The sequence below is a fragment of the Pseudoalteromonas sp. S1727 genome (assembly GCF_005886375.1).
Taxonomy (GTDB): Bacteria; Pseudomonadota; Gammaproteobacteria; order Enterobacterales; family Alteromonadaceae; genus Pseudoalteromonas; species Pseudoalteromonas haloplanktis.
In genome coordinates, this window is record NZ_PNDT01000021.1 from 1 (window position 1) to 17,018 (window position 17,018).

Annotated in this window: 14 protein-coding genes; 5 read left to right on the forward strand and 9 right to left on the reverse strand. The window is 39.9% G+C overall.

All coding sequences use genetic code 11. From position 1 onward, the window contains the following. The first annotated feature begins 164 nt into the window (after positions 1-164). Positions 165-2,561, forward strand: coding sequence for a TonB-dependent receptor (locus tag CWB85_RS06530; protein WP_138554452.1), 2,397 nt, complete (start codon positions 165-167; stop codon positions 2,559-2,561). Between the two features lie 61 nt (positions 2,562-2,622). After that, a complete protein-coding gene (locus tag CWB85_RS06535) occupies positions 2,623-3,570 on the forward strand; it encodes a carbohydrate kinase family protein (protein ID WP_016707063.1) in 948 nt (315 codons plus the stop codon). A gap of 36 nt (positions 3,571-3,606) precedes the next feature. Here CWB85_RS06535 and CWB85_RS06540 read toward each other — a convergent pair whose 3' ends face one another. The 3 genes from CWB85_RS06540 to CWB85_RS06550 form a co-directional block, all read right to left on the reverse strand. Continuing rightward, the gene (locus tag CWB85_RS06540; protein ID WP_016707064.1) at positions 3,607-3,996 is read right to left on the reverse strand and encodes a nuclear transport factor 2 family protein; all 390 of its coding nucleotides are present in this window, start codon (positions 3,994-3,996) and stop codon (positions 3,607-3,609) included. 86 nt (positions 3,997-4,082) lie between these two features. Next, complete coding sequence (locus CWB85_RS06545) at positions 4,083-4,733, reverse strand: DsbA family protein (protein WP_138554453.1); 651 nt, start codon at positions 4,731-4,733, stop codon at positions 4,083-4,085. Positions 4,734-4,774: 41 nt separating this feature from the next. After that, positions 4,775-5,650, reverse strand: a complete 876-nt coding sequence (locus tag CWB85_RS06550; protein WP_016707066.1) for an MBL fold metallo-hydrolase — start codon at positions 5,648-5,650, stop codon at positions 4,775-4,777. A 118-nt stretch (positions 5,651-5,768) separates the two neighbouring features. Here CWB85_RS06550 and CWB85_RS06555 point away from each other — a divergent pair, with 118 nt between their 5' ends. Beyond that, positions 5,769-6,656 carry a LysR family transcriptional regulator gene (locus tag CWB85_RS06555; protein WP_138554454.1) on the forward strand — a complete coding sequence of 296 codons (888 nt, stop codon included), beginning with the start codon at positions 5,769-5,771 and terminating at the stop codon, positions 6,654-6,656. A gap of 326 nt (positions 6,657-6,982) precedes the next feature. Here CWB85_RS06555 and CWB85_RS06560 read toward each other — a convergent pair whose 3' ends face one another. The 6 genes from CWB85_RS06560 to CWB85_RS06585 all read right to left on the reverse strand — a co-directional run bounded on the left by CWB85_RS06560 (position 6,983) and on the right by CWB85_RS06585 (position 14,565). Continuing rightward, positions 6,983-8,449: a carbon starvation CstA family protein gene (locus CWB85_RS06560; RefSeq protein ID WP_016707068.1), complete on the reverse strand. Its 1,467-nt coding sequence runs from the start codon at positions 8,447-8,449 to the stop codon at positions 6,983-6,985. Positions 8,450-8,668: 219 nt separating this feature from the next. Further along, positions 8,669-9,586: a carbohydrate kinase family protein gene (locus CWB85_RS06565; protein WP_138554455.1), complete on the reverse strand. Its 918-nt coding sequence runs from the start codon at positions 9,584-9,586 to the stop codon at positions 8,669-8,671. A 2-nt stretch (positions 9,587-9,588) separates the two neighbouring features. Beyond that, complete coding sequence (locus tag CWB85_RS06570; RefSeq protein ID WP_138554456.1) at positions 9,589-11,106, reverse strand: mannitol dehydrogenase family protein; 1,518 nt, start codon at positions 11,104-11,106, stop codon at positions 9,589-9,591. A 26-nt stretch (positions 11,107-11,132) separates the two neighbouring features. Then, the gene (locus CWB85_RS06575; protein ID WP_138554457.1) at positions 11,133-12,854 is read right to left on the reverse strand and encodes a purine-cytosine permease family protein; all 1,722 of its coding nucleotides are present in this window, start codon (positions 12,852-12,854) and stop codon (positions 11,133-11,135) included. 71 nt (positions 12,855-12,925) lie between these two features. Further along, entirely contained in the window at positions 12,926-13,888 is a 963-nt protein-coding gene (locus CWB85_RS06580) for a sugar-binding transcriptional regulator (RefSeq protein ID WP_016707072.1), read from the reverse strand. Beyond that, positions 13,885-14,565: an HAD family hydrolase gene (locus CWB85_RS06585; protein ID WP_138554458.1), complete on the reverse strand. Its 681-nt coding sequence runs from the start codon at positions 14,563-14,565 to the stop codon at positions 13,885-13,887. Before CWB85_RS06585 ends, CWB85_RS06580 begins: the two co-directional genes overlap by 4 nt. 349 nt (positions 14,566-14,914) lie before the next feature. On the opposite strand from CWB85_RS06585, the gene CWB85_RS06590 reads away from it, so the two are divergent. Together CWB85_RS06590 and CWB85_RS06595 are read left to right on the forward strand one after the other, a co-directional pair. After that, a complete protein-coding gene (locus tag CWB85_RS06590; RefSeq protein WP_138554459.1) occupies positions 14,915-16,453 on the forward strand; it encodes a catalase in 1,539 nt (512 codons plus the stop codon). An 82-nt stretch (positions 16,454-16,535) separates the two neighbouring features. Beyond that, complete coding sequence (locus CWB85_RS06595; RefSeq protein ID WP_016707075.1) at positions 16,536-17,012, forward strand: ankyrin repeat domain-containing protein; 477 nt, start codon at positions 16,536-16,538, stop codon at positions 17,010-17,012. Positions 17,013-17,018 lie beyond the last annotated feature (6 nt).

Sequence of the window (17,018 nt, forward strand, 5' to 3'; positions counted from 1 at the left end):
CATCGAAACAGCAACAAATAAAATGTCTTTAAAAACAATATTAGTTAAGAAAAACACGATTTATCAGCAAAAAAAAGTTGCTTAATGTAAAAACTTTGTTATTTTTACTTAATCGATTAAGTAAAAATAACAACCCGCTGGGTAAGTAATCAACGAGGCACACAATGACAACATTCAACACATCACTATATTTACTTAGTTCTCTCGCTTTAGCTGTTAGCCAAGGGCTATACGCTGAAGAAGCACAAAAACCTGACCAAGCCCAAAAGGGTTTAGAAACGATTGTCGTAACGGGCGTACCAAAACGTACAACCATCATGGAGTCTAGCGTATCAGTTAGCAGTGTATCTTTAAGCGAAATTGAAGTGGCAACACCTCGTTCGACAGCTGAAGCATTTCGAATTATCCCCGGGGTTCGCTCAGAATCAACAGGTGGTGAGGGTAACGCAAATATCGCTGTTCGCGGTTTACCTGTCGCATCTGGTGGCGCTAAATTTTTACAATTACAGGAAGATGGCCTTCCCGTAATGCAGTTTGGTGATATTGCATTTGGTAATGCTGACATCTTCATGCGCCTAGATAGCACAGTGCAAACTGTTGAGTCTATCCGTGGTGGTTCAGCATCGACAGCCGCCAGTGATGCCCCAGGCGGTATTATCAATCTTATTTCAAAAACAGGTGAAGAAGAGTCAGGCAGTGTCGCAACAACGATTGGTTTAGACTATGACTCTTTAAGAACTGATTTTGAATATGGCACCTACTTAAACGACAGTGTACGCTTTCATGTTGGTGGCTTTATTCGCCAAGGCGAAGGTCCGCGTGAAGCTGGCTACACAGCAAATAAAGGCGGTCAAATTAAAGCCAATATCACGAAAGAGTTCGATACAGGTTATGTGAGACTTTACTACAAGCATTTAGACGACCAAAGCATAGGTTACCTACCTATGCCTATGTACTCTGATGGCAGTTCAATCGAAGGGTTTGACTCACAGTCAGATACACCACATTCAGCTCAGTTTTTATCAACAACACGCCTTGATGGTGATAACCAAATAAGTCGAGGAGACATGCGTAATGGTATGAATCCACAAGTTGATGCCGTTGGCTTTGAAGCTGCTTTTGACCTAGATAACGACTGGCGTATTGAGAACCGCTTTAGAAAATCATCAGTCAGTGGCAACTTTATTTCATTGATCCCTGCTGAGGTTGGCAACGCAAACAATATTGCCGCAAGCATTGCTGGCGCAGGTGCGACATTAAGCTATGCAACAGGTGGATCACAAGGACAAGCATTTACCGATGACCTTGCTATGCGTATTCATACTTTTGATGTAACCATGAATGACTTTGGCTCTATCGTTAATGACTTAAAACTAACAAAAGAATTTGGCGAAGATACCAGCCTTACATTTGGTTATTATGCATCAAGTCAAACCATTAGCATGTCATGGCTGTGGAACTCTTATTTAATGGAATTAAAAGGTGATAATGCTGCTTTATTAGACGTATACGCAGCGAATGGCGAGAGTTATTCTGACAGCGGTTTATATGCATACGGCACTCCTTTCTGGGGCAATTGTTGTCAGCGTAACTACGATACTGACTATGAAACACGCGCCCCCTATGTGGCTTTTTCGACAAAGTTAGGTGATGTAAGTATTGATGCCAGTGCCCGTTATGACAGTGGTGAAGCACGCGGCCATTATGCTGGTGCTGTAACATCAACAGTTGATATGAATCGTGATGGGTCAATTTCAATTCCTGAACAAAATGTAGCTGGTATTGATATTAGCAACCCAAGTATTGTTAATTACGACTGGGATTACGCATCCTATTCTGTTGGTGCAAACTACCAAATAGATCCAAGTTTTGCCGCTTTTGCCCGCATAAGTCAAGGTGGTCGCGCCAATGCAGACCGCTTATTATTTGGTAAAGTGGCAACTGATGGCTCTGTGGCTGATGAAGATGCTGTTGATGAAGTAAACCAGTATGAGTTTGGTGTTAAAAAGCGCTTTGATTCATTGTCTGTTTTCGCAACCGCATTTTATGCTGAAACAGAAGAGCAAAACTTTGAAGCGACGTCACAAACCTTTTTCGACCGCGAATATGAAGCAAAAGGGATTGAACTTGAATCAACCTATTTTATAAGCGCTTGGGATTTTCGCGGTAACCTAACTTGGACTGATGCTGAAATAGCTAAAGATGCCTTAACACCTGATGTAGTCGGTAATACGCCTCGCCGCCAAGCAGATTTAATTTACTCACTTATGGCTCGTTATAACTTTGAACAAGGTTCTGCTGGCTTGAGCTTTATCGGCACTACCGGTGCATATGCGCAAGATAGTAACGACCTTAAGTTTGATGGCTATACACAGGTAAATGGTTTTGTAAGCTATGACTTAACAGAAAACCTTAATATTGCATTTAATGTTAACAACCTCTTCGATACAGTGGGTATTACTGAAGCTGAAGAAGGCAGTGTACCTGAGAATAACATTATTCGAGCACGTGCAATCAACGGCCGTACTACATCACTCACATTAAAATACATGTTTAACTAATTAAGCTCACCTCCCTCTGTTTGTGCCCAGTCTCTAACTGGGCTTTTTAAGGTTTCAGAACATGAACAAATTACTAAGTTATGGCGAACTACTCATAGATATGTTGCCTCATGACAATAGAAATTCAGCCTACTCTCCGATACCAGGCGGAGCACCCGCTAACGTAGCTGTCGGCTATGCAAAACTTGGCGGTAGCGCTACTTTTTGTGGTGGTATGGGGGATGATAACTTTGCAAAACAATTAACAAAAGCGTTAATTGAGTACAACGTTGGCACTGATTACTTATTCACCATTAAAGATTCCCAAACTGCCATGGTCATTGTCAGTTTAGATGAGCAAGCCGAACGCAGCTTTAACTTTTATCGCCATGAAACAGCTGACTTATTAGTTAATGAACAACACCTAGAACAAATTCAGTGGCAGGATTTCTCTGTACTGCATTTTTGCTCAAATACCCTGACCGATCCCCTCGCAGCAAATGCGACCGTAACAGCGTTAGAGTATGCTTGTCAGCATAATATATTAATCAGCTTTGATGTTAACTTACGTTATAGCTTGTGGAAAACCCCCGACCAAATAGCGAAAGTTATAGCACGCTGCTATGGTTTTTGTGACATCATTAAATTATCCCGAGATGAACTACAATTCTTAGCGAATACAAAAGGTACAACTCCAGATTGTTATCTTGAAGAATTACTCACTCTGGGAGTTAAGCTAATCTTTGTAACTGACGGGCCTAACCCTTCCAAAGCAATAAGCCGTAAATTTTCTATAGAACAAAATGCCCCTAAGATAACAGCATTAGATACCACCAGTGCTGGAGATGCATTTATTGCCGGTGTTTTGTATTATTTCCACCATTTCAACTCGAACAGCCCAGTAAATGAGCAAATTACTAATGAGAAAATTGTCGCCCAAGCGATGGCTTTTGGCTTACGTTGCGGTTCAAAGGCATGCTTAAAGAAAGGGGCTTTTCCGGCATTACCCATTTTAGACGATGTAATTTAATCCACCTTACAGTATAAAAGCTATGCAGTAACTATGTTACTGCATAGCATCAAATACCACTTTACTATCTACTATTTGCTCAAAATGAGTAATTTTTTGATTTCTGAGCTGCCAAATGTGCACAACTCTTGCCTGCATTTTTTTACCTGTTTTAATATACTTACCTGAATATGTGCCATACACAACAACCGTATCATCATCAGATAAGTAATTTTGCGGTGTGAACATATAGTTATCCCATTCACTGGCAAGCTTTTGAAAAACGTGTTTCGCAATATCATCCACACCGTAGTAGGTACCGGCATAAGCAAAACCGTCAGCTTCTTTCCAAATAATGGTATCACTTGCATGAAGCGCGAAATTCTGGCTATTCTCTTGCGATGTTTTTCCTTTATACGTACTTTTAATAATGTCTAAGTTGTTCATTTTCGCCCTTCAACGATAAAAAGTTAACTCGGTATTACTACGATGTAAACCGAAAAATATAACGATAACTTAAAACTTCCAGCGCATTAGCCAAGAGCAAGTGATTGTCGCAAATAGTTGGACCATTGAGCCGTTTTTCCATAAAAACTTGCGATATCAGCGTATTGCCATTGACAATTGTCAAATTCAAATGCTGCACTAGGAAAGCCCTGCCCATTAATTTCACGTAATAAGCCTCGGCTTTGCGCGATATGTTGCGCTGTTGCATCCCCCTCAAGTGCATTAAAGTGAGTTTCGAAAGTACGTTTATTTAAACCCAGTTCAGCTGCAACCTCAGTAAGTACATTAAGCTGCATTATGTTTTGACCCTGAGCATAATAGGCATGCTGAACACTACTTAACATTTCACCAGCCGAGATTCCAAGTTCTTGCGCAGCTAATATAGCTGTAATAGCCGGGGCCGAGTCAAGAGTAATACCGCTCATCTTTAAAAGCCCATCGGTATAATTAGTACCAAACAATTGACCTGTTTTTTGTGCAATAATGCTATCGTTTTTAATTGCAAATTCACGCCATGCTGCACTAACCGGTTTTACATTGTGTCCAGTTAGCATACCACCGTTATGAATTTCCACAGTTAAACCAACTGTGCTTTCAGCCGCGATAATCAAAGGTACACTTGCGTAAGTCCATCCACATAGTGGATCAACAATAATATGTAACGTTATTTTTTTCATAAAGTATTTCCTATTAAAATAGCTACTTAGCATAGTTGCGCTTAGTGCCATTGCATTTCGCCCATAACCACTTTCGAGCTTAAATCTAAAATACTTTTTGCACCTAAGTCTGGATACGCTTGAGTCATTATCTCTACAAATTCAGCTGAATTTTTTGCACTTTTAGCTGCACCATCTGCTTTATTTAAATAATCTTTCATGAACGAAACAGCTGAAAGGTCTTGTTTACTACCAGCTAAAAAATGACCGGGGATCACCACTTCTGGTGCTAAACCTTCAATATTAGTCAAGGTTACTTGCCAAGTTTTACGCTCTGCTACAGTGCTAGAATCAGCTAACCATGCATGCATTTTATCAAACACCACAACCCCGCCGACAACTGTTTTTATAGATGGTATCCATAAATATGTATGCTTAGGGTCGTGCTGTAAATTTTTAATAAAAATATCAGTACCATCTATTGTTAGTGAATTTGATAGCGTCACCTCTGGCACAAAAAGTTGTGTAGGGGCATTGGCTTTTAGGATTGGTCCCCAGTAGTTTAATTTGCCTTGCATTGAATGTTTAATATTGTCTACCGTTGATTTAGTCGCCAATATTTTTGCATTCGGAAATGCGGTTTTTAATACATCTAAACCAAAATAAAAGTCAGGATCGCTATGACTAATAAATATAGTGGTCAATTTTTTTCCGCTTGCTTTTATCTTTTCAACGAGTGCTTGTGCATCGTTACGTTGAAACTGCGCATCTACTAATAACACTTCGCTATCACCACTGATAATGCTTGAAGACACAGCAAAAATGCTTTTATTTTGTGGGTTGTATATATCTACAGTTACTTGGCTTTGAGCTAGAACGGGCTGTGTTAATGTGCTTGCTAATAAGGTGCTTGCTAAAACTTGTTTAACTTTTTTCATTTTGAGTATCCTATTTGTTATTTCGTTAAGATGAAGCTATTGTATGTTGCAGTTTAAGAGTTAAAAACTAGAAATAGTGCAACCATCTGTTGCATATTTCGGTCATATAGGAGAGTGAATGGATAGGATAATTGCCGCAGATGTATTTATTAAAATTGTAGAGCAAGGAAGTTTAGCGAGTGCAGCTCGTGCTTTGGATATGTCTAGATCGATGGTGACACGGTATTTAAATCAAATGGAGGAGTGGGCAGATACACAGTTATTACATCGCTCTACCCGTAAATTAACACTCACACAGGAGGGTGAAAAAATACTTAATTACTGTAGAGAATTAGTTGCGATTGCCCAAAATATTAGTTCGCCCATAGAAAGCGACAATGCCATAAAAGGGTTAATTCGACTTTCTTGTTCACCATTTTTAGCACATGACGTACTACCAAATATGATACAACCGTTTTTAAGCGCCCATCCAATGGTCAGTATTGATATTCAAATAAGTAATCACGTTACAAACTTGGTAGAAGACCGAATAGATTTAGCAATTAGAATCACCAATGATTTAGATCCCAATATAATTGCGCGTTCACTAGGTAAATGCCATTCAGTATTGTGTGCAAGCCCACCCTATTTAAAGAAAAACACGCGACCTGTTACTATCGATGATTTAAGTCGGCATAATTGCTTAAACTATTCACGGTTTGAGAAAAGCGTGTGGCACTTTACACATAAAAAACAATCTCTATCTGCCGCCATCACAGGTAACTTTAGCGCTAATGATTCAAGCTTACTACTCAAAGCAGCTCTTCACGATCAAGGCATAACCTTACAACCAAAATTTGCCGTGCAAAATTACATAAATAATGGTCATCTTGTTCACTTACTTCCACACTTAATACCAAAAACGTTAGGCATATATGGTATTTACCGTTCTCGAAAACATCAATCACTTGCACTGCGTGAATTTATTGATAATTTAGTAATTTATTTCGATCAACTTGATACCTAACAAGAGATTTAGCCATTAAACCTCTCTATCGCTGCAGTGCTACTTGCTAAGAGAAGCTTTTCAGCTGTGTATCAACTAACACATTAAGAATTCGGTCTATCACAAAGATGATTATTTATTAGTCGTTACATATGTGTAACCTAGCTCTTAAGTTTAAAAAACGCTTATCCCGCACACTGAAAAGATATAGATACACCATCCGTTGTGTACCACAGCGTTAGGGGTGCTATTCAAGCAATTTAATTTTAGCGCACAAAAAACGAGCTATTTAATAGCTCGTTTATATTTAGCCAAATAACATAAGAAATTATATTATTTAAAGGTAATTATATTGCAGGTTTAGCCTTATGCTTTGAATGCACAACAGCAAGCCCTATTAGCCCTACTACCGTAACAACGGCACCAATTGGCTTGCCTAAATCACTTGATAAGTTAAAGCCTATAGCTGCGGTCATAATGTACGAAAGTGTCACAGCAGAAGCGATTACCGCAGGTACACTTGCTATCCAGTGGAACGCACCGCGATCAAATAAGTACTTAGTTGCAAGCCACAATACACTCGTCGACAACAACATATTTGAAAATGCAAAGTAGCGCCAAATAAGTGAAAAATCGAGTTTTGTCATAAAGTAAGCTATGGTCAAAATTGGCAAAGCTAACAATAAACGGTTACGTAGACTTTGTGGAATATTAAAGGCATCAACAACAGTCAAACGCAGTGAACGAAACGCTGTATCGCCTGACGTAATAGGGAAAACAGCCACCGCAATAATTGCCATAATACCACCAAGCACGCCTAAGTAACTATTGGCGATGTGATTAACCACAAGGCCAGGGCCACCCATATCAAGCATTGATTTTAAGCCTGCATAGCCCTCTGGAAATGCAGCAATACCGGCAAGTGCCCATACACAGCCCACAATGCCTTCACACATCATGGCGCCATAGTAAACTGGACGTACATACTTTTCATTAGTTAAACAGCGGGCAATGATAGGCGCTTGCGTTGAGTGGAAGCCACTGATCGCACCGCAAGTAATAGTAATAAACAATAATGGCCAAGTTGGTAATCCATCGGGGTTCGGTGCTAAGAAGTCATGAGCGTGATCGGCTTCAAAGTAGGCCAAAAAGTCACCCGCAACAGGTAGGTGTGGTGCATTCATTAATAACGACACAGCAACAGCAACTGTCATTACAATCATTAGCAAGCCAAAAATTGGGTAAAATTTAGTAATGATTTTATCGATAGGCAGTAAAGTGGCTAAAAAGTAATAAGCTAAAATAACCAATACCCAAAAGGTGTTGTTAGCTAAAAACGTGTCTTTAAATAGGTCTAAGTTACTTAACAAACCTGCTGGGCTCATAATAAAAACCACACCAACAAAAAACAGTAGCATAGCGGTAAATATGAGCATAAAGCCTTTAAATACAACATTGTAGTACTTACCGGCTATTTCTGGCAAACTTTTACCGTCTTCTTTGATGCTCATCACACCTGAGAAAAAGTCATGTACAGCGCCGCCCAAAACATTGCCGAGAACGATCCACACTAATGCCACGGGACCATATAAAGCACCAAGAATAGGTCCAAAAATTGGCCCTACACCAGCAATATTTAAAAACTGAATTAAAAAAGCACGAACAGGATGAATTGGCACATAGTCAACACCTTCGCTAAATCGTGTTTGCGGTGTTGCTGCTTTTGGGTCCATACCCGCTTGTTTTTCTACAAAGGGGCTATAAAACTTATAACCCAATATTAAAATTGTTAAACAGATAAAAAAGATGATCATTAGCACGTTTTCTCTTTTTGTATGAGTGATATAGAGCGTATTGTCGGCCGCTCCGCCTTTCGATCCATGAATAATCGACGCACGTTAACAGGGCTTATGAAAATGCACAATAAGACTATGTGATAAGAATGCTATTTACATCGGTACACAGTGTTCTGGCAACAAAAAATAGACAAAAAAAAGCGGCTTTTAAAAAACCGCTAACAAAATATTACTAGATCAAGCTGGATCCATAAAATCATTAATTTGCTTATGAGTTAATACTGGCGTGGCTCCTTGGCTCTGTGCAACCATCGCGCCCACGGCACATGCAAAGTCGACACTATACTGGGGGTCATCACTACTACATAATTGATATATAAGTGCGCCAAGAAATGAATCACCTGCACCAACGGTATCAACGACACTAATTAAATAACCTGAGTTATAGTAATTAACACCTTTAATTGAAAGCAATGCGCCATGACTGCCTTTTGTTACACATAAATAATCTGTGTTGGTTTGTTCAGCAATAAATGCTAGGTTCTGCTCCAATGAGTGATATTTACACCCCAATGCTTTTGCTATTTCATACAACTCATCATCATTAAGCTTTATAAAATCAGCTTTATTCATCAGCTTTAGTAAGGTGTCGAGCTTATAATGTGGCGCACGTAAATTTACGTCAAACACCTTAAAGTTCGCGACATTAAGCAACTGCTGTAAAGTATTATATGAAACTTCGCTTCGCCCTATTAAGCTACCAAACACAAATACATCATCACTGGACACTTTTGTTAATAGTGAATCAGTTAAGGAGATGTTATCCCATGCGGTGTCTACAATAATTTCATACGTTGCACTACCACTGCTATCTAGGGTTACTTCAACTGTGCTGGTAGGCTTATGTTCATTAAGCGCGATGTAATCACAACTCACTCCTCTTACAGTGATCTCACCTAGTAACTCTTGCCCTAATGCATCTTTACCAACAGCACTGATCATATCAGCCTTTATACCCAGCGCATTAATGCGAACACACATGTTCAAGGGGGCGCCACCTAATCGCTTACCTGAGTCAAAGCAATCCCATAACACTTCACCAAAACAACTAATTGTTAATTCGCTTGCCGCTTTTTGTTTTATCAATACGCTCATTTTCAATTACTCTTTTTAGCTAAAGTGGCCGCCATTACACTTTTTATTTGGCTACTCGGTGCATAGAGCGCTGCAATAGCTTGAGCATAGTGACTAACAAACTGTTCATTATTTACTAAATCGCCAAAAATACTACTAAGCTCAACAAATGAAGTTGTGTTTGTAGCGGTCAACTTTGCAGCAGCGTTAAGCTCTGCAGCCATCACATCATGAATTTCTAACGCTTTACTTTGTTGGTTGACTCTCTTATCACTGTACAAACACCAACTAGCAATTACCAATGTTGCCAACGATATATCCCTATTTTTAGCAAGGTTATCAGTGATAGTAGCGATTAAGAATTTGGGTAACTTAGCCGAACTCTCAGAGCAAATACGCGATAAGCTATCTTTAATATTTGGATTAGCAAAACGCTCAATTAGGGTGTCTTTATAGCTCTCAATATCGATACCTGGTAGTTCATCCAGCAATGGGGTTACTTCTAAATCCATAAATGCACGCAGATATTGAGCAAATAATGGGTCAGAAACCGTTTCATCTATGGTGCTGTAGCCATGAAGCTCCCCTAACAAACCAAGTACCGAGTGACCCGCATTTAATAAGCGGATTTTCATTTTTTCAAATGGGGTTACATCGCTAACAAATTGCGCCCCAACAGTATCCCAGTTTGGGCGACCATCACTGAACGTGTCTTCAATCACCCACTGGGAAAAAGACTCACAAGTAATTGGCCAAGCATCGGCAACACCATAAGCTTGAGTGACGTAATCGATATCTGATTGCTTTGAAATAGGGGTTATACGATCAACCATTGCATTAGGAAAAGCAACATGCTGCTCAATCCATTGAGCTAATTGACTATCTTGCTTATGGGCAAACGCTAATAACATTTTTCGTGTGACATGGCCGTTATGTTGAATGTTATCGCATGATTGCACTGTAAATGCCGCCATCCCTCGCTCCATACGTAACTTAAGTGCTGCGGTGATGTAGCCAAATGCAGTGATCGGTTGTAATGGGTTTTCAATATCATGAACAATATCAGGGTTTGCATAATCAAACTCACCCGTTGCAGGGTGAAAGTTATACCCGCCCTCTGTAATGGTCAAAGACACTATCTTAGTGTCTTCATGGGCCATTTTATCAATAACAGTTTGTTTGTTTTCTGGTGCAAACAAAAACTCCACCATTGCACCAATAACCGTGTTATCAACACGACCATTAGGGTGACGAATTGTTAAAGTGTAGAGGTTATCTTGCTTATTTAGTACATCACGTAAACCGCGATTGGCTTCTAATAAGCCGACTCCACAAATTCCCCACTGCTCATTACCTGGAGTTTTGAGTAACTCATTAATGTATGCAGCTTGATGTGCACGATGAAAGCCACCGACTCCAATATGCACGATACCCGTCGTTACTTTACTACGATCGTAAGTGGGTACATCAACATTACTTGGTAAGGTTGTCATACTTTGTTGATTGAGCTCAACAATGTGAGTGTGTTGTGATTGGTTCATGCTGTTGTCTACCTTACTAAACAAAATTACGATGCTGTATTCAATACTTTATGGCGTTTTAACGACCAATAAGCACTTGCAAAATAAAGGAGCGTGCAAATAAAGCACACTATTTCAAAAAGTGATTTGTTGTCTTTATAAATGCTCATAGTGTCGCTAAAAAACATCACTTGGCTGGCAAAGATAACAATAGTGACTAACGATAATGTAGAGACTGTATTTAATACTTTAGTGAATACCGAAGAGTCGACAACCACTGGTGAAAGTGCCTTTGCTGTTTCTTGCTGGTAAGCTTTAATTGCGTGTAACTCTTGTTCATCAGCAACAATGGCATCGCTATAATCTTCATCTGCTCCGTACTTTTTGGCTAAAAGCGTATAAATAACAATGGTGAACAACCAGGTTGGAATAAATAAATAATAAAACGACATAACATCAAGCGCATTTAAACCAAAGCCAAATACTAATGCTGCTGCCCATGAACCAATAGCTGGCACATTACGCGTAATATTTTTATATTTAGCCCAATAACGCGTTAAACCAATTCTAGGAAACAACACATGTTCAGCAAACACGATGCCGCCAACAGGGACCACAATTAAACCTGCATAGGTGAGCAGCGGTAGCATTTGCGAAAACACAAATGGAAAGCAAGCAATAATAACAGTAACAACACCCACAACTGCTGTGGTGCGCTCACGCGAATGGTTAGTAAAAATAGATTGAGCTGCTAAACCAGCACGGTAAAGGTTAGCATTGGCAGTCGTCCAGCCTGCAATGATGATAATTACAAACCCAGTCCACCCAAGCGCATGATAGGCAACATCACCCGGATCAAGCGCTGAAATAGTCGTTTTAAGTAAAACAGCAGCCCCAGCTCCCATAATGCCTGCAGAGATCCACGCTAAATAATGACCAAAGAACATCCCCACGCCAGAGAACAAGCCATAGCTTTTACGTTTAGCAAATCTAAAAATTGCCATATCAATCAAGCCAAAGTGAGTAATTGAATTAGCAGCCCATGCAAAGCCAATCACTTCAAATAGCCCGATACCGGCTTCACCATCCGCATTTGTGCCAGTCCAAATTGAAGAGTCACCTATGGTGATAAAATCACTAAAACCACTTAATGATGTTGCACCTAGCACATGATTTGATAATTCAGGAAACAGCGCAAACGAGCCACCAATAAAAATAACAAACAACCAAGGCGCACATAGTTTAGAAAAGTCGGCTACGGTAGAAAAACCATACATTGCAACAAACACCACGATAGAGCCAACAGCCAGCACAATAGCTACAAACCAAAAGCTATTTGGATACCAGTTTAACTGGGCTGGTATATCAAATAAAAACCTAACCGCGGTGGAAGATACCGTGATCATCGCCGCTGATATCACACTAAATATAACCACGTTTGCCCAGTTATAGAGCTTGGTCATTGAGTTGCCTGCAATTTTATTTAAATAGTTATATAAACTTAGTCGTGTTTCTACGGCAATTGGCGCTGTCAGTAACCACCACGAGCACATGGCAAGCAAGTTACCGATCAATAGGCCTAATAGAATGTCGATTGTTGAAGCACCAAGCGCAACAAATGTTGCACCAATTACAAACTCAGTGGCGGCCACATGCTCACCGGCATATAAGCCCGCAAAATGTTTCCAACCATGAAGCTTATGTTGAGCAACGGGTAGCTGCTCTTCATTTACCTCACTATAATTAGGTGTGCTTTGATGTGTTGTCATTATCACTTCCTGTGCCCATACAATTACTCGTACCCTTGTTCGAATAACGGCTTAAGGCGTGTTATAAATTTTTATGAAATATTTTTCAGAATTTGTTCAGCCGTATACTCGTTAGTGATCAACGCATTGATCAGCTTACCTTTTAAGGCACTCGTAATTGCTGTAACTTTTTCTGGGCCGGCCGCAATGCCAAATACAGGTTTGTCGGCATTAATTTGTAAGGGGGCACTTAGTAAACACTGCATTAGCGAATTATCAATAAGCTCACCGTTGTTATCGTAAAGCCAACTCACTACCTCGCCGGCCACGCCTGTATTTTGAAATGATTGCAATTGTTCAGGTTCAATAAAGCCATCCATCAGTAACGGCGAGCTCTGAGTCATATGACCAATACCAACAAAAGTCGCATCAGCATTTGCTGCTAAATTAAAAATATTTTTAACGGGAGCTAAATCATGCAACAACGCTTTTTGCTCGTGTGTTTGTGCAAATAACGGTAGCGGTAATGGAAAGTGCTTTGCATTCACTCGATTAGCCATACTCACTACAATATCGAACTTTGAAGCTGAGCCGTCTTGCATCATATTACCCACGATAGAAACCAAGTTATGCTGCTCACATTCCATATTAGGTAACTCGTCGATACAGGCTTTTAATGAACGCCCGGTTCCAAAAGCAAGTGTTTTAGGCTGCTTTGATTTTAAATAGCGCTCTAAAATTTTTGCTCCACTTTGTGCAAGGCCATAGGTAGAATTTATATCTGACGGATCACTCGGCGCTATTTCACACTCTAATAAATTAAATTTACTTTTAAGTTGCTCAGCAAGCTCCATGCACCGGGTAATAGGATGATCTAACCGTACCTTGATCAAGCCTTCACTGACAGCAAGTGCGACTAAACGCTGTGCCGATTGACGTGATACATCTAATTTCTGTGCTATTTCGTCTTGCGTATTTTTTGCAACATAGTAGAGCCATGCCGCACGTGCAGCATCTTCTAACTTTTTTAGTTCACTGTTTGATTTTTTGTTCATAATAATGACTTACGTTTAAGTTCTGGGTAGGCAATAAAAAAAGACTGCCAGTGTTCGAGTAGAGCAACGTCTGGGAAGTTAATATGTACGTGATTGACACCGGTTTCTAAATGCTGACCGCCAAAGTAATGCAGCACTTGCATACCCGCACTATACCCAGCTTGAATACCCGCGCTGCTATCTTCAATTACTAGACAGTTTTGCGGTGAAACTCCCATAACACTCGCGGCATGTAAAAATAAATCCGGTGCAGGCTTACCAAATCTAACTTCTTCACTGGTAAAGACATCTGCAAATAAAGCGTCTAACTGAACGGCATGCAATGCTTTTTGCGTTCTTTGTAAACTACTGCTTGTAGCGATACAAAAAGGCACATTTAAATTCAATAAGATATTTTTAATACCTGCTGTAGGCTGCAAATGATCCGCAAACATAGCGACTAACGCTTGCCTATAATCATGCTCAAATTGATCAGGTAACTCGACACCAAAAGCTGACGTTATCTTTTCGCTGACAGTCTTAAAGTTACAACCTAAAAAGTACTGTTGAACATAATGTATGTCGATATTGATCTTTAATTTACTCAACATTTGAATTAATACATGAGCACTTAGGATCTCACTATCAATAACAACACCGTCACAATCAAAAATAACTAGCTCTATATTACTGGTCATTTGCCACCTTTTAGTGCAATTAAACTAACAACTCACCACTTTGGGCATTGGCCCAACTGGTGGGCATATTCTCTTTTACACATAAGAATGTCAATAAAAAGTGAATAGGTAATGCACCAATATGAGGTTTATCGCCGTTTTTATGAAATAAAAGTCAGTAGTTTCAAGGTACTTAGCATTAATCACTAGACTTAGGTCTAAGAACTAGCAATTAACTCGATTCATTCAATCCAAAATACAAATCACACCAATCTAAACAATCAATTTTACCGAACGAAAAACAATTCATACACTGAGCTCAGTTAAAACGTTTGCACGGCGCAAACGAGTAAATTACATGAGGTCAACTATGAATACTCAATTGAACAACACAAACAAAAAATCACTTCTCACACTAAGTGCACTTACACTAGCAATGGCACTACCAGTCACTGCCGCAACGATGCTCACAAAAGACAATGGCGCAGCTGTTGGCGATAACCAAAATTCAATTACTGCGGGTGAGCGTGGCAGTGTATTGCTTGAAGATGTGCAGTTAATTCAAAAGTTACAACGCTTCGCACGCGAACGAATTCCTGAGCGAGTAGTCCATGCCCGAGGTACAGGCGCACACGGTGTGTTTGTTGCGAGCAAAGAATTAGACGATTTAACTATTGCAGCTCCATTTAGCGAAGCAGGTAAAGAAACTGAAGTATTTGTACGTTTCTCATCCGTTATTCACTCTAAAGGTAGTCCTGAATCCTTACGTGACCCACGTGGCTTTGCGACCAAGTTCTACACTGATGAAGGTAACTGGGATTTAGTGGGTAACAACCTACCAGTATTCTTTATTCGTGATGCGATTAAATTCCCAGATATGGTGCATTCATTAAAACCATCGCCGGTTGATAACATTCAAGATCCGAATCGCTTTTTTGACTTTTTCTCATATGAGCCGGGGTCAACTCACATGCTGACTTGGGTTTACAGTGACTACGGTACACCAGCAAGCCTTCGTAAAATGGATGGTTGGGGCGTTCACGCATACAAAATGATCAATAAATCGGGTGATGTTAAATACGTAAAATTCCATTGGGTAAGCCAACAAGGCATTGATAATTTAGATGCTAAACAAGTCGCTAAAGTACAAAGCCAAGACTTTCAACACTTAACACGTGATCTATATGAAGAGATAGGCAAAGGTAACTTCCCTAAATGGGATCTTTACATTAAAACCCTTGATCCATCACAGCTTGATGACTTTGACTACAACCCATTAGATGCAACTAAAATGTGGTTAGATGTAAAGGAAACAAAAGTCGGTACTATGACATTAAACCGTATGCCAACTAACTTTTTCCAATCAACTGAACAGGTTGCAATGGCACCGGCAAATATTATTCCGGGTATTGAGCCATCTGAAGACCGTTTGTTGCAAGGTCGTGTGTTTTCATACGCGGATACACAAATGTATCGCTTAGGTGCAAACCACCAACAACTACCTATTAACCGAGCAAAAGTTGATGTGGTTAATTACAACCAAGATGGCGCGATGAATTACGGTAACACCACCAGCAATGTGAACTATCAACCAAGTCACGAAAATGTGAGTGAAAACCCAATAGCCCGTAGAAGCCAAACGCAGCTTAAAGGCTACGTACAACAAGCCGCTATTAAAAAGCAGCAAAACTTTGCTCAAGCAGGTGTGTTATACCGTGGGTTTAGCAAGCAAGAACGTACTAACCTAATTAACAACCTAGCGGGTGATTTAGGCAAAGTACAAAACAGCGATGTTAAACACAAAATGCTCAGCCACTTTTACAAAGCCGACACTGAATATGGCACACGTTTAACTAAAGCCGTAAACGGTGACTTGAAAATGGTTAAGCAACTGGCAAGTAAACTTTAAGCGATATATCCATTCCCAACCTTGATGAGGAAGGTAAACCCTTCCTCTTTTTTAAGGACACACTTTTTTAAAAGGCAATCTGATGCGTAAATTCTTTATTATTCTAATTACTGTTTTAAGTTTTAACTCTGTTGCAAATGAACCAACAAACACCGACACGCAATCACAATACGATAACCTACTTGCTTACTACTTTGCAGCAGCGCGAACAGGTGATGAGCAAGTCATTAAACAATTCGTAACCGCTGGTATTCCAATCGATAGTTATAACAATAAAGGTTACACCGCCTTAATGATTGCAACCTATCACGGTCACAAAAGTACTGTCGATTCATTATTAAACTTAGGCGCCAATGCGTGTCTAGAAGACAACCGCGGTAACACAGCACTCATGGCGGCTATTTTTAGAGGCGAATTTAGTATTGCGAAAACCCTAGTAAGCCTAGATTGCGACACCGAGCATGCCAATAAAGCAGGGCAAACAGCTGAGCAGTTTGCTCAAACCTTTGGTCAAGACAAAGTGCTTGAATTATTAGATTCAATAAAACCAAAGCAATAAAAGCCC

Excerpts from the sequence above, each read along its gene's own strand:
- CWB85_RS06530 (WP_138554452.1), top strand. The coding sequence starts at position 165 with ATGACAACATTCAACACATCACTATATTTACTTAGTTCTCTCGCTTTA.
- CWB85_RS06535 (WP_016707063.1), top strand. The coding sequence starts at position 2,623 with ATGAACAAATTACTAAGTTATGGCGAACTACTCATAGATATGTTGCCT.
- CWB85_RS06540 (WP_016707064.1), bottom strand. The coding sequence starts at position 3,996 with ATGAACAACTTAGACATTATTAAAAGTACGTATAAAGGAAAAACATCG.
- CWB85_RS06545 (WP_138554453.1), bottom strand. The coding sequence starts at position 4,733 with ATGAAAAAAATAACGTTACATATTATTGTTGATCCACTATGTGGATGG.
- CWB85_RS06550 (WP_016707066.1), bottom strand. The coding sequence starts at position 5,650 with ATGAAAAAAGTTAAACAAGTTTTAGCAAGCACCTTATTAGCAAGCACA.
- CWB85_RS06555 (WP_138554454.1), top strand. The coding sequence starts at position 5,769 with ATGGATAGGATAATTGCCGCAGATGTATTTATTAAAATTGTAGAGCAA.
- CWB85_RS06560 (WP_016707068.1), bottom strand. The coding sequence starts at position 8,449 with ATGATCATCTTTTTTATCTGTTTAACAATTTTAATATTGGGTTATAAG.
- CWB85_RS06565 (WP_138554455.1), bottom strand. The coding sequence starts at position 9,586 with ATGAGCGTATTGATAAAACAAAAAGCGGCAAGCGAATTAACAATTAGT.
- CWB85_RS06570 (WP_138554456.1), bottom strand. The coding sequence starts at position 11,106 with ATGAACCAATCACAACACACTCACATTGTTGAGCTCAATCAACAAAGT.
- CWB85_RS06575 (WP_138554457.1), bottom strand. The coding sequence starts at position 12,854 with ATGACAACACATCAAAGCACACCTAATTATAGTGAGGTAAATGAAGAG.
- CWB85_RS06580 (WP_016707072.1), bottom strand. The coding sequence starts at position 13,888 with ATGAACAAAAAATCAAACAGTGAACTAAAAAAGTTAGAAGATGCTGCA.
- CWB85_RS06585 (WP_138554458.1), bottom strand. The coding sequence starts at position 14,565 with ATGACCAGTAATATAGAGCTAGTTATTTTTGATTGTGACGGTGTTGTT.
- CWB85_RS06590 (WP_138554459.1), top strand. The coding sequence starts at position 14,915 with ATGAATACTCAATTGAACAACACAAACAAAAAATCACTTCTCACACTA.
- CWB85_RS06595 (WP_016707075.1), top strand. The coding sequence starts at position 16,536 with ATGCGTAAATTCTTTATTATTCTAATTACTGTTTTAAGTTTTAACTCT.